General features: G+C 72.1%; 11 protein-coding genes. All 11 read right to left on the minus strand.

What is annotated here, in order from left to right; translation table 11 throughout:
- Positions 1-225: 225 nt before the first annotated feature.
- On the minus strand, positions 226-591 hold the full coding sequence (locus tag ABZV34_RS08830; protein ID WP_356272683.1) for a DUF6479 family protein: 366 nt from the start codon (positions 589-591) through the stop codon (positions 226-228).
- A gap of 62 nt (positions 592-653) precedes the next feature.
- Entirely contained in the window at positions 654-1,832 is a 1,179-nt protein-coding gene (locus ABZV34_RS08835; RefSeq protein ID WP_356272685.1) for an SUKH-4 family immunity protein, read from the minus strand.
- A gap of 256 nt (positions 1,833-2,088) precedes the next feature.
- Positions 2,089-2,256: a hypothetical protein gene (locus ABZV34_RS08840; RefSeq protein WP_356272686.1), complete on the minus strand. Its 168-nt coding sequence runs from the start codon at positions 2,254-2,256 to the stop codon at positions 2,089-2,091.
- Positions 2,253-4,559: a molybdopterin cofactor-binding domain-containing protein gene (locus tag ABZV34_RS08845; RefSeq protein ID WP_356272688.1), complete on the minus strand. Its 2,307-nt coding sequence runs from the start codon at positions 4,557-4,559 to the stop codon at positions 2,253-2,255. The genes ABZV34_RS08840 and ABZV34_RS08845 overlap by 4 nt, the downstream gene beginning before the upstream one ends.
- A complete protein-coding gene (locus tag ABZV34_RS08850) occupies positions 4,556-6,166 on the minus strand; it encodes a (2Fe-2S)-binding protein (protein WP_356272690.1) in 1,611 nt (536 codons plus the stop codon). The genes ABZV34_RS08845 and ABZV34_RS08850 overlap by 4 nt, the downstream gene beginning before the upstream one ends.
- Positions 6,163-7,056: an FAD binding domain-containing protein gene (locus tag ABZV34_RS08855; RefSeq protein ID WP_266699461.1), complete on the minus strand. Its 894-nt coding sequence runs from the start codon at positions 7,054-7,056 to the stop codon at positions 6,163-6,165. The genes ABZV34_RS08850 and ABZV34_RS08855 overlap by 4 nt, the downstream gene beginning before the upstream one ends.
- A 281-nt stretch (positions 7,057-7,337) precedes the next feature.
- On the minus strand, positions 7,338-8,996 hold the full coding sequence (locus ABZV34_RS08860; RefSeq protein WP_356272841.1) for a beta-N-acetylhexosaminidase: 1,659 nt from the start codon (positions 8,994-8,996) through the stop codon (positions 7,338-7,340).
- A gap of 13 nt (positions 8,997-9,009) precedes the next feature.
- On the minus strand, positions 9,010-9,855 hold the full coding sequence (locus ABZV34_RS08865) for a carbohydrate ABC transporter permease (protein ID WP_168528364.1): 846 nt from the start codon (positions 9,853-9,855) through the stop codon (positions 9,010-9,012).
- Entirely contained in the window at positions 9,852-10,802 is a 951-nt protein-coding gene (locus tag ABZV34_RS08870) for a sugar ABC transporter permease (RefSeq protein WP_356272692.1), read from the minus strand. Before ABZV34_RS08870 ends, ABZV34_RS08865 begins: the two co-directional genes overlap by 4 nt.
- A gap of 4 nt (positions 10,803-10,806) precedes the next feature.
- Positions 10,807-12,126: an extracellular solute-binding protein gene (locus tag ABZV34_RS08875; RefSeq protein ID WP_356272694.1), complete on the minus strand. Its 1,320-nt coding sequence runs from the start codon at positions 12,124-12,126 to the stop codon at positions 10,807-10,809.
- A gap of 235 nt (positions 12,127-12,361) precedes the next feature.
- The gene (locus tag ABZV34_RS08880; protein ID WP_010986534.1) at positions 12,362-12,658 is read right to left on the minus strand and encodes a DUF3039 domain-containing protein; all 297 of its coding nucleotides are present in this window, start codon (positions 12,656-12,658) and stop codon (positions 12,362-12,364) included.
- Positions 12,659-12,680: the final 22 nt, after the last annotated feature.

Genomic DNA, 12,680 nt, shown 5'->3' on the forward strand with positions numbered 1-12,680 from the left:
CGTGGCATGACAGAGGGCCGACCCTCACAGGGAGATGTGTGAATGGGGCAGGCGAACGGGGCTCGCGCGTGGTGGGTCCGCGCGGGCCCCGGTGGCGGCGGGCCGTCCTCCGGTGGGGGGGCTCAGCGGGGCGCCTCAGTCAGAGGCGTCGCACATCGGGTCCCAGGCCGCTCTCGGTCGGTGGGCGTTACGTCGGGTCTCAGGCCGCTCCCGGTCGGTGGCGTCTCAGTGGGGTCCCAGGCCGCCGCTGCCGAAGGAGCCGCTTCCGCCCTCGACCCAGCGTTGCCGCTCCTGCGACGCGCTCGGCCGGGACGAGTGGGCCAGCTCGTACGGAGTGAGGGCGTGCCCGCTCTTGTCCACCTTGGGGATCTCGGCGGACTCGCGGATCTCACGGATCTCGTGGACCGCGCCGCCCGGTGGCAGCTGCGGCTGCTCCTCGGGGCGCGGCAACTGTTCGTGGGCCCGGATGCGGCAGCCCAGCCAGAGGCTGCCGGCCAGCAGGGTCACGAGGGCCACGGCGACCAGGAACAGCCCGAGGCTGAGCAGGCCGCTGGGTGCTGCCATCTGTATCGATGTCGATGCGGTACTCATATCAGTCAAATACCCGCAAATGCCCTCGCGAACCAGCCGTCCCCACGGGATGGCCCGGCCGGCTACGCGTACAGCGTTCCGCCCGCCCGGTCCTCGAATATCTCCGGCCAGTAGCGCCGGCCGTCGTCGCCGTCCAGCCTCGGGGCCGGGTCGCAGGCGACCGGGTCGACCGCGGCGAGGGTCTGGGCCATGGTCGCGGCGAGCTGCTCGTAGGAGTCGGTGAGGTCGTACGCCGCGTCGATCGACTTCTCGCGGTGCAGCAGCCAGAGGGTGAAGGCGAGCGTGGAGATGTCCGCGTTGAGCGGGCGCAGTGTGGCGTCCGGCTCGCTCCAGGCGAGGACCGCGCCCGTCGTGCCGTCCACGACGAGGCTGGTGTCCTCCAGGAGATAGCCGAGGCGTATGAGCCGGTCCGCCGTCGCGGGCAGCTCCTCGACGGTGAACGCCTCGGGGCGCTCGTCCGCGTAGTACTCGGTGAGGGCCGGCAGCGGCACCTCCGTGTCCAGCTGGAAGAGCAGGCCGTCCTCCGGCAGACCCGTTTCGCGCAGGAAGCGGCGCGTCGGCTCGTGCACGAGCGCGGGCGGGAAGTCGACGTCCTCGAAGCGCATGATCGCGCCGGGACCGAACTCCTCGTCCAGCAGCCGCTGCGGCAGATCGAGCCGGAGCCCCTCGCCGGGACCCGCGATCCGCGCGAGGGGGCGGATCAGCGCGGCCATCCGCCAGTACGCCGCCACCTCACCGCCCGCGCCGGTCTCGAAGACCTCGGTCAGCGACTCGGAGACCTCCGTGACCGCCTTCGGGCCGAACCGGCCCCCGTGGGACGCGAACCGTTCCCGGGACACGGTCAGTGCCTCCGTCGCCGCCGCGAACCGCACCAGCGCCTCCAGGGACGGGGCCAGCGGCGCGAGGTCCATCAGGACGGGGTGCGCGGAGAGGTGCGTCGTGGCGACCTTCCCGGTCGCCCCGTCCAGCACGATCGACTCCAGATCCCGGTCGAAGGTCCGCAGGGCCCCGATGACCAGCTGGTCACGGAGCTCCTCGGCGAGCTTGCCGGCGTCCGTGGCCAGGTCCGTCACCCTGCGCAGACCGTGCTCCCGCAGGGTGCCGAATTCCAGCAGTGTGCCGTCCGACGGCAGTCCCGGACCCGTCAGCCGGTGCCGTGTGTCCGCGTGCGTGATGTACGGATCCAGCTCGCCCTCGGTCAGCGTGATCACGCCGACGACATCGGTGTCAGTCGTACTCATGGCTCCCCCGCGCATGTGAACGCTTGTGTGCTTCCCCCGGGAACGCCCCGCCGCCCAGCGGCTGTTCCCCACTGACCGAGAACCATACGCCGCCCCGCTGACAACGCCGGAAACTCGCAGGCACACGGTGGGCACCGCCGGGAAACGTGCCGGTTCAAGCCATCCTCGGCAGGACCTGACACCTGGCACCCGACACCCCGCACCCGGAACGTCAGGCCCGCGGACCGTCGGGAACTCGGGCCCGCGGCCGTCGCCCTCAGGTGAAGTACACGCCGCCCAGCACGACCGCCAGGGCCGCCACGAAGAACAGCAGGACCCAGATCATCAGCTTGCCGACGCTGGGCGGGGGTTCGTACCGCGGCAGGTCCCCGTCGCCGTCCCGCGACTGCCGGGGCTCCTCCCCCGGGGGCCCTGACGTGGTCATGTCGTCGTCACCACGGCGGCCTGCGGACGGATCGGGAGCCGGTTGACCGGGCGCCCGGTCGCCGCCCGTACGGCGGACGCCACGGCGGCCGGGGACGTCACGACCGGCACCGCGCCGGCCGCCTTCGCGCCGAAGGGCGCGACGACGTCCCGCTCCTCGACGAGCTTGACGATGCGGATGTCGGGCGCGTCCAGGGCGGTCGGCAGGGCGTACCCGGTCAGGTCGGGGTGGCGGACCAGGCCGCGCGCGGTGCGCAGGTTCTCGGTGAGCGCCGCGCCGACGCCCTGGGTGACACCCGCCTCGATCCGGGCCGTGAGCTGCGCCGGGTTGAGGATGCGGCCGACGTCCTGGGCGAGCGCGAGTTCGACGACCCGTACCGAGCCCAGCTCGATGTCCACGTCCACCACCGCGCGGATCGCGCAGAAGGCGAGGCCCACGAAGGCGTCGCCCTGTCCCGCGGCGTCGAGCGGCTCGGTCGGGTGCGGGCGGCACTGCGCGGTGGCCCACAGCTCCTTGCCGTCCATCGCCTCGGTGACGGTCGTGGAGAGCACACCGTCGTACGACGTGATCTTGCCGTCGGTGATCTGGAGCAGCTCGGTGGACATCCCGAACTTGTGCGCGAGGGGCTGCAGCAGCTGCGTACGGACCATCTTCGCCGCGCGTTCGACCGCTCCGCCCGACACCCAGGTGTGACGGCCCCGGCAGCTCGGTCCGGCGGGCGGCTGGTCGGTGTCGACCGGTGCCACGTGCACCTCGTCGATGCCGAGCGTCTCCTGGACGATCTGCCGGGCCAGCGTGGTGAAGCCCTGACCGGTCTCGACGGCCGCGCAGAGCACCGTGGCGACACCGTCGTGGACCTTGACCGTGGCCGTGGAGACCTCGTCCGTGCCCTCCGCGCCGAGCATGTGGACCATGCCCAGGCCGTAGCCGACGCCGCGGCGCACGGCGCCGGGCTCGCCCGCGCCCTCGGGGCCGCCCGGGAGCAGCCACTCGTCCTCGGGCGTGTCCTTGGGAAGCGGGGGGAGCGGGAAGTCCCGTACGGCCTGGAGGAGTTCCGCGACCGGGGCGGGGCAGGTCACCGTCTGGCCGGTCGGCAGCACGTCGCCGGTGGCCATCGCGTTGCGCAGCCGCAGCTCCGCCGGGTCGACGCCGAGTTTCTTCGCCAGTTTGTCCATCTGCGCCTCGTAGGCGGCGCAGACCTGCATGGCGCCCTCGCCGCGCACATGGCCGGAGGGCGGGTTGTTGGTGCGTACGGCCCAGCCCTCGATGAAGGCGTTCGGGACGACGTAGGGGCCGCAGGCGAAGGAGACCGCCGCGGCCAGGGACTCCGAGGACGTGTCGGCGTACGCGCCCGCGTCGAGCAGGATCTGCGCCTCGACCTTCACCAGCTTGCCGTCGCCGTCCGCGTGGTGGCGGTAGCGCAGCAGCGTGGGGTGGCGGTGGACGTGGCCGAGGAAGGACTCCTCGCGCGTAGCGGTGAGTTTCACCGGGCAGCCGGTCTTCAGGGCCAGCAGTCCGAGCGGGAGCTGGAAGCCCTGGTCCTCGCGGTCCGCGGTGGCGCCGGGCACGCCGGTGACGACGACCTTCACGCGCTCGGGCTCCAGGCCGTAGCAGGCGGCGGCCGTGTCGCGGTCGGTGTGCGGGTCGGTGGAGGCGATGTAGAGCTCCACCCCGCCGTCGGGGCGGGGCACGGCGAGGCCGGCCTCCGCGCCGATCGGGGCCGGGTCCTGGCGGCCGATGCGGTACAGGCCCTCGACGACGATCTCGCCCGCCGCGTCGGGATCGCCGTGGCGCAGCGGGATGTGCCGGATGAGGTTGCCGTCGGGGTGCAGCGGTTCGGCCTCGAAGGCCTGCTCGGGGTCGGTGACCGGGTCGAGCACCTCGTACTCGACGATGACGGCGGCCGCGGCCATCCGCGCGGTGTCGGGGTGGTCGGCGGCGACGGCGGCGATGGGCTCGCCGTGGTGGCGCACGACCTCCGAGGCGAAGACGGGGCGGTCCGCCCTGCCGCGGCCGTGGAGGGCGGCGCCGGGCACGTCCTCGTGGGTGATGACCGCGCGTACGCCGGGCATGTCGCGCGCGTGGCTGGTGTCGATCGACAGGATGCGCGCGTGCGGGTGGGGCGACCTGAGGACGGCCGCCCAGAGCAGGCCCTCGGCCCACAGGTCGGCCGCGTACGGGAAGGTGCCCTCCGTCTTGGCGCGGGCCTCCGCGGCGGGCAGCGACACGCCGAGCCCGTGCGGCAGCGGCTCCGGTCCGGTCTCGGTCGCCGCGGCAGCCGCGGTCACGGTCTCGTTGCTCACGCCTGGCCTCCGTCATGGCCGTACGGCTGCTCGTACGGCGCCTGGGCGTCGTACGGAGAGGGGTCCTCGTAGGCCGACGGGTTGACTCCGCCGGCTCCTGGGCCCGCCTGGTGCGGGATGCGTGGTTCGTCCGCGCCGGGCACGGACTCTGCGGCGGCCGCGCTGTGCGCCTCGCGTTCGGCGACGACCTCGCGCACGGCGTCCAGGACCCCCCGGTAGCCGGAGCAGCGGCACAGGTTGCCGCAGAGCGCCTGACGGGCCTCCAGTTCGGTGGGGGCGGGGTTGCCCTCCAGGAGGTCGTGCACGGTCATGGCCATGCCCGGTACGCAGAAACCGCACTGCACCGCACCGCACTTGGCCAGCGCGCGCTGCACGTCCGAGGGCTGGCCGTCGGTGGCCAGACCCTCCACGGTGCGCACCTCGCTGCCCGCGGCGGTGACGCCGGGCACCAGGCAGGACGCCACGAGCCGCCCGTCCACCTTCACGTTGCAGGCGCCGCACTCGCCCTGCGAGCAGCCGTCCTTGGCGCCCGCCAGGCCGAGCCGCTCGCGCAGCACGTAGAGCAGCGACTCACCGATCCAGGCGTCGGTCACCGGGCGGTCGGCGCCGTTGACCCGCAGGACGTACGAGGCGAGGGGGTGTTCGTTGTGCGCGGGCGGCGTGCCGGCGGGCTCGTCCGGGGCGTCGGGGCCGTCCTGGGCGGTGGCTTCGGCGTCGGGGGCCGTGGAGCCGTCGTCGCCGGAGGCGGGGCCGGGCGGCCCGGCGGGGTCCGGCTCGCGCGCTTCGAGCGATGCGGAGCGGTCGCCCCCGCCGGACAGGGGTCCGGCGGCCGGCCCGGAGGCCTCGTGAGCGCGCCCCGCGGCCTGCTGGGCGGCCTCGGCGGCCGGTTCGGCACGTGTCGGACGCGAGGGTGCCACGGGGGCCTCAGCGGCCTCAGGAGCGGCCGTCGGCGGTGCGGCGGACCAGGGTTCCCCGATGGCCTCCGTCGTCGCCCAGGGCGCGGACGCGCCGCCGGGGAGCGTGGCGGGCGGCGTGCCGCCCCACTGCTCGACGAGCGCCGAAGTGGTGAACTCGCCCGATTCGTCCGGAAGATCGCCTCCGGCGACCGGGATCGACCACTGCCCGGTGACGTCGTGCCCGGGTGTGCCGTCGGGGTGGTGGCCGCCGGGGGCGCCCTCCTTGGCCGCGTCCCCGAAGTCCCACTGCCCGGTGGCGCCGGGGTGGTACGAGAACCCGTCGTGCGTGGTCCGGTGATGCCCGGAGTCCTGATGCCCGGAGTTCTGATGTCCAGCGTCCTGGCGCCCGGTGTCCTGGCGCCCGGTGCTCTGCTCGGGCCACCGGGCCGCCTCGGCCGGCGCGCCCCACGTGCCCGTGCTGCCCTGGTCCTGCGCCGGGGGCGCCGTGGTGATCTCCGGGGGCACGTAGCCGTGTCCGGGCGCCGCGAGCGGGCTGTTGCTGTTGCGGTCCCGTTCCGCGAGGAGGGCTTCGATGCCCCCCTCCGGAAGCTTGACGAAGGCGGTGGCGCCGTCGTCGTAGTCGCCCTGCGGGAGGGGATCCCAGCGGCCCCTGCCCTGCGGAGCGCCCTCTTCGTGCTGGTCGTCGGTCACGACAGTGCCCTCCCCAGTGCTCGTCGGGCCAGCGCGGCGACGGTGCGGCGCAGATGCAGTACGGCGGGCGGAAGCGGTTGTACGGAGCCGTCCTCGGCCGGGACCGGGTCGGGAATGCAGGCGGCGGCGACGTACTCGCCGAACGCGGTGAGCGCCTCCGGGACGATCGCGCGGTTGTTGTCCCAGTCGATCAGCTGGGCGACCCATGCCTCCGCGTCCAGGGGCCGCAGGGGCATCGGCGCTATGGCCCCGACGGCGCACCGCACGCCGCGCCGGGCCGGGTCGAGGACCAGCGCCACGGACGCGATCGCCCGGCCGGGACCGGTGCGTCCGGTCGCCTTCAGGAAGACCTGCGGGGCGTGCAGCAGCGGAACGCGCACGTAGCCGATGAGTTCACCGCCGCGCAGCATCTCCATGCCCGCGAGCAGGTGCGACACGGGGATCTCCCGGCGGGACCCGCCCTGGCCCGCGATGACCAGCGTGGCCTCCAGGGCGGCCAGCACGGGCAGCGCGTCCCCGGTGGGGGCGGCCGAGGCGATGTTGCCGCCCAGGGTGCCCGCGTTGCGGATCTGCGGCGGCCCCGCGGCGCGCGCGGCGGCGGCCAGCGCGGGGATGAGGGCGGCGAAGTCGGGGCGCCCCATGCGGGCGTGGGTGAGGCCGGCGCCGAGCAGCGCGTGGCCGTCCTGGTACTGCCAGCCACGGATCTCGCTGATCCGGCCGAGGCCGACGAGCGCGGCGGGCCGCAGCTGTCCGGAGTTGACCGCGGCCATGAGGTCGGTGCCGCCGGCCACCGGAACGGCGGCGGGCATGGCGGCCAGCGCCGCCACTGCCTCGTCCAGCGAGGCGGGCAGCGTCACGGCCTGCGCCGCCTGCGGTGCGTGCGTGGTCAAACCGGCTGCCCCTTCCCGCTGCCCCACCTGGTCCCACCTGTGTTGCGCGTACGGTACGTGCTGACAGGGCGGACGTGGCAACTCTGGCACATCTTCCCCGGCCCCCGACGCGGGGGTCCGCTAGGAGGCATTCGCCCCCCTCACCAGGGAGATGGTCCGTTTTCGTACGGCATCGCCGGTCAGTGCGAATTGCCACTCTTCGGAGACTCTTGGGCGCCTTTTTCCTCGTCGGACCGTGGTGGCGGACCCGGCGGCCCGGGACACGCCGCCCGGAAGCCGCCTCACACGTTTGGGGGCGCCCCCTCGATCGGGCGTCCGAGCACACCCGGGCGCTTCTGCCACGGGAGCGGCCCTCCGGGCGGGCGGCAGGCCACTCCCAGGGCGTCAAGTCGCTCGTAGTGGACGGCCATCCGCCGCTCGAAGCCCGCGAAGTCACGCTCCGCGGGGGCGGGAAGCGCGCTCCAGGCGACCTCGGCGAAGGCCGCGAGCCGGGGGAAGACCTGGTAGTCCACGCGCGCGGAGTCCTCCATCACCTCGGTCCACACGTTGGCCTGAGTGCCCAGCACATGCCGTGCCTGCGCCTCGGTGAGCTCGGACGGAACGGGCTCGAAGCGGTAGACGTCCTCCAGGGTGCGGACGTAGGCGATGGGCACCGGCTCGTCCTCGCCGGCGTCCTGGCGGTAGTCCAAGTACACCTGCTGCTCGGGGCACATGACGACGTCGTGTCCGGCGCGGGCGGCCGTGACGCCGCCCTGGTACCCGCGCCACGAGGACACCGCCGCGCCGTCCGCAAGCCCGCCCTCCAGGATCTCGTCCCAGCCGATCAACCGACGGCCGCGCGCCGAGAGCCAGTTGTCGAAATGCCGGACGAACCAGGACTGCAACTCGTCCTCGTCCGCGAGACCCAGCTCCTCGATACGCGCCTGCGCGGCCGGCGACCGCTTCCACTGGTCCTTGGCGCACTCGTCGCCGCCGATGTGGAAGAAGTGCGAGAACGGCCCGGCGTCCGCGGGGAACAGGCCGAGGAGTTCCTCGAACACCCCCTCGTAGAAGCGCAGGGTGTCGTCGGTGGGGGCGAGTACGTTTTCGGAGACGCCCCAGGAGTCCCAGACGGTCAGGGAGGTGGTGTCGATGACGTCGGAGTTGCCCAGTTCCGGATACGCGGCGATGGCGGCCTGCGAGTGCCCCGGGATGTCTATCTCCGGCACGACACTGATATGCCGCTCGGCCGCGTACGCGACGATCTCGCGGATGTCGTCCTGGGTGTAGAAGCCCCCGTGCGGCTTCTCCTCCCACAGCGGCGAGGCGCGGTGGCCGAATTTCGTGCGCGCCCGCCAGGATCCGACCTCGGTCAGCCTCGGGAAGCGTTTGATCTGAACACGCCATCCTTGGTCGTCGGTGAGATGGAAGTGGAAGACGTTGAGTTTGTGCGCGGCCAGCAGGTCGAGGTAGCGCAGGACGCCTTCCTTCGGCATGAAGTGCCGGGACACGTCGAGCATGAGACCGCGCCAGGGGAATCGGGGGGCGTCCTCGACGGAGCCGGCAGGCACGGTCCATCGCCTGCCGGGCGCGAGGGCCGCGCGCCGGAAGGCGTCGGGGCCGAGCAGTTGACGCAGTGTCTGCGCTCCCCAGAAGACACCCGCCGGGCCGCCGCCGTGGAGGGCGACGGCGTCCGCGCCGATGTGCAGCCGGTACCCCTCGGGGCCCGGGTGGCCCGCGCCCGGCGGGTCGATACGCAGGCGGATCGTCCCGCCGTCGCCCCCGGTTCCGGGAGCCAGCGCGCACCCTGTCACGGCGCCGAGCGTGGCCCGCAGCCAGCGCGCGGTCGCCTCGGTGCCGGGCCCGGCGTCGAGCACGGTGCTCTCGCCGATGACGAAGCCGTCGCCATCGGGGACGTGCCGCACGGCACCCGGCGCGGGAATGAGCGCGGAATCCGTCATGTCCATGAGTCCATCAGTCCTTCACCGCTCCGCCGAGGCCGGAGACCAGTCGTCGTTGTACGAGTACGAAGAAGATCAGCACGGGAATCGTCATCACCGTGGACGCCGCCATCACGCCGCCCCAGTCCGGCTCGTCGGGCTTGTAGAAGACGAGCAGGGCCATCGGCAGGGTGGACTGCGAGGTGTCGCTGATGATGAAGGACTTGGCGAACAGGAAGTCGTTCCAGGCCGAGATGAAGGAAAAGACGCTCGTGGCCACCAGTCCCGGGAACACCAGCGGGAAAAGGATCTGCCAGAGGAATCGCGCACGGCTCGCCCCGTCGATGTACGCGGCCTCCTCCAGCGCGTCCGGCACGGCCTTCACGAAACCCCGCAGCATCCAGATCGCGAAGGGCAGCGAGAACGCGATGTGGGGCAGGATCAGCGAGCCCAGTGTGTTCAGCTGACCGAAGTCCCGCATGAGGAAGAAGAGCGGGATCGTCAGCGCCTCCACGGGCACCATCTGCGCGACCAGGAACATGATCAACAGGGTGGTCCGGAAACGGAAGCGGAATCGTGTCACCGCCGTCGCCGCGAGAAACGCGATCAGTGCCGAGACGACGACCACCGAGCCCGCCACCACAAGACTGTTGAGGAAGTAGCGGCCGAATTCCTGCTGCCCGAAGACGCGCCGGAAGGAATCCAGGGAGGGGGAAAGTGTCCACGGCCGGGGCTCGGTGGACTCGATCTCACCGGCCGGTCTGAAGGCGCTGAGCACCATCCAGTAGAGGGGGAAGGCGACGACCACCGCGATCAGCAGCGCGGACGCCTCCGCGGCGAGCCGCCACGGCCGGCGCACGGCGATTCCCGGAAAACTCACAGTTCCTCTCCCTGTCCGCGCAGCAGTCTCAGGTACCCGAGCGTGACCGCCAGCAGGATCACCAGCATCACCACACCGATCGCGGAGCCGAGGCCGTACTGCGAGGAGGCGAACGCCTTCTGGTACGCGTAGACGTTCAGCACGAGGTTCTGTCCGGCGATGCCGCCCCCGTTCGTCATCACGTAGATCTGTGTGAAGACCTTGAAGTCCCAGATGACCGACTGGATGGTGACGACCACCAGGATCGGCCGGAGCATCGGCGCGAGCACCGAGCGCCAGATCCGCCACTGCGAGGCGCCGTCCAGCGCGGCCGCCTCCAGCACCTCGGCCGGTACGGCCCGGATGCCCGCGTACACCGTCACCATCACGAACGGGAAGGAGCACCACACCACTTCGAGCAGGACGAGCGCGAAGGCGCTGTAGCGGCCGTACGTCCAGGAGTGGTCCCCCAGGCCGAGCACCCGGTCGACCGGACCGAAGTCGGGGTCGAACAGGAACAGCCAGACGGTGGACCCGGTGACGGCCGGGGTCGCCCAGGCGCCGAGGGCGGCGAGCATCAGCGCCAGCCGTGGCAGGGCCCGCACCCGGGTGAGGAGCACCGCGAGCGCGCAGCCGACGGCCAGCGTGGAGAGCACGCAGGCCGCCGCGAACACCACGGTGGCGGCCAGCACCTGCCAGAACTGGTCGTCGGCGAAGAGCGCCGTGTAGTTGCCGAAGCCCTCGAAGGTGGTCGGCTCACCGCCGCTGACCTGCGCCTGGGTGTAGTTCAGGAGCGAGATGAGGCCGAGCTGGTAGACGGGGTAGACGAGCAGCCCGCCGAGCACGACGAGGGCGGGGGCGAGGTAGAGCCAGGGGGCCGGGCCCGCACCGCGGCGCCGGGGCCGGGGCCGGGCGGGCGCCGCCTCGCCCACCGGGGTCCGGCCGGCCACGGCCTCTTGCGTGGTCATCGGCTCAGCCCGCGGAGCTGAACGCGTCGTTCATCTTCTTCGCCGCGTCCTTCGAGGCCGCCGCCACGTCCTTCTTGCCGCTGATGACCTCCTGGAACATGGTCGGCAGGACGAGCGAGGCGTCGATCTGCGACCAGGCCGGCGACGCGGGCACGAACCTGGCGCCCGAGGCGAGCGTCTTCACGAAGGGCGCGACGAACGGCTGCTTCCTGGCGACGTCGTCCCGCACGTCGGTGTACGTGGGCAGGAATCCCATGGCGTCGAAGAGCGCGGCCTGGGTCTTCTTGCCCGCCAGCTCCTCCATCAGACCGACCGCGAGGGTGCGGTGCGAGGTGCTCCTCAGGACGCCGAGGTTGTTGCCACCCGCGAACGCCGGGGCGATCTCGCCCGCCTTCCGGCCCGGCAGCGGCACGACGGCGTACTTGCCCCTGATCTTCCCGGCCTCGATCGCCGCGTGGCTGAAGTCGCCGCCGATGGCCATGGCCGCCTTGCCGGAGGAGAACGCGGTGACCGTGTCGTTGCCGGTCATGCCCGCGCAGTTGGCGGCCGGACAGTTGTCGTCCCCGAAGAGCGAGGTGTACGTCTTGATGCCCTTCTGGGCGGCGGCGCTGTCGATGGCCGCCGCGTACGAACCGCCCTTTCCCTCGGCGAGTTCACCGCCCCGGGACCAGATGAACGGCATCGCGCCGTACGTGTAGGCGCCGCCGACCACGAGTCCGTACAGGTCCGGTTCCGCCGCCCGGATCTGTCGGGCGGCGGCGACCAACTGGTCCTGGGTTTTCGGGACTTCGATGCCGAGGTCCTTGAAGATGTCGGTGCGGTAGTAAAGGGCGCGGACGCCGACGAAGAAGGGGGCGCCGTAGATCTTCCCGTCCACCGTCACCGACTGCCTGGCCGTCGGGTCGGTGTCCTTGGACTCGCTCCAGTCCGCGAACTCCCCGGAGACGTCGGCGAGTCCGCCGTCCTTGACGTACCCGGCGGTGTCCGTGTTGCCGTACTCGATGACGTCCGGGGCGCTCTTCGGGTCGTTGAAGGCGGCCTTCATGCGCTGCGCGCGGGTCTCCACGGGGATGTACTCGATGGTGACCCTGGTGTCCTTGTGGGCCTTCTCGAAGGTGCCGACGGCGGCGTCCACGACCTTCTGCTTCGGCGCGTTGCTGACCTCCTGGAAGAGCCAGACGCGCAGGGTGCCGGTCTTCTCGTCCTTCCCGGAGGCGGAGTCGCCGGAACTCTGGGGGGCGCAGGCGGTGGCGGCGAGAGCGCCGACGGCGAGTGCCGTCGCGGCGGCGGCCGTTCGGACGGAGAGGTTCAGCGGGAGCTTCATCGAGCGTCCTCCGGTGGGGGGTGCGTTGCAACATGCGCAATGGGGGTTTTGCTCTGCACAACACACCGGAGGCTATGGAGTACATGAACATGCCCACAAGAGGTCTCCACCACTCTGTGACCACAGGACGCACCCCGTGCAACGCGCGCACGACAAAACCGCGGCACCCCGCACGGGGATGCCGCGGTCCTGCTCGCTCCACGCGGCGAGCCGCGCCACGAGGGCGCCGGGGCGCCTACTTCTTGTCGCCGCCCTTGTCCTTGTCGCCACCGGCGCCCATGGACTCGTAGATCTCCTTGCACATGGGACACACGGGGTACTTCTTCGGGTCGCGGCCCGGGACCCACACCTTGCCGCAGAGGGCCACGACGGGCGTGCCGTCGAGGGCGCTCGCCATGATCTTGTCCTTCTGGACGTAGTGGGCGAAGCGCTCGTGGTCCCCGTCGCCGTGCGACACCTGCGGCGTCGGCTCCACGAGGGTCCCCGTCCCAGTGCCGCGCTGGGGCTGGGTCTCAGGCTCAAGAGTGCTCATGGGAGCAAGGGTAATCAACGAC

Origin of the sequence: Streptomyces sp. NPDC005195 (assembly GCF_040608315.1) — a bacterium.
Taxonomy (GTDB): Bacteria; Actinomycetota; Actinomycetes; order Streptomycetales; family Streptomycetaceae; genus Streptomyces; species Streptomyces kaempferi.

Bases quoted from the DNA above. Each gene is read 5' to 3' on its own strand.
- ABZV34_RS08860 (WP_356272841.1), bottom strand. From the start codon at position 8,996: ATGACGGATTCCGCGCTCATTCCCGCGCCGGGTGCCGTGCGGCACGTC.
- ABZV34_RS08830 (WP_356272683.1), bottom strand. From the start codon at position 591: ATGAGTACCGCATCGACATCGATACAGATGGCAGCACCCAGCGGCCTG.
- ABZV34_RS08835 (WP_356272685.1), bottom strand. From the start codon at position 1,832: ATGAGTACGACTGACACCGATGTCGTCGGCGTGATCACGCTGACCGAG.
- ABZV34_RS08840 (WP_356272686.1), bottom strand. From the start codon at position 2,256: ATGACCACGTCAGGGCCCCCGGGGGAGGAGCCCCGGCAGTCGCGGGAC.
- ABZV34_RS08870 (WP_356272692.1), bottom strand. From the start codon at position 10,802: ATGACCACGCAAGAGGCCGTGGCCGGCCGGACCCCGGTGGGCGAGGCG.
- ABZV34_RS08875 (WP_356272694.1), bottom strand. From the start codon at position 12,126: ATGAAGCTCCCGCTGAACCTCTCCGTCCGAACGGCCGCCGCCGCGACG.
- ABZV34_RS08880 (WP_010986534.1), bottom strand. From the start codon at position 12,658: ATGAGCACTCTTGAGCCTGAGACCCAGCCCCAGCGCGGCACTGGGACG.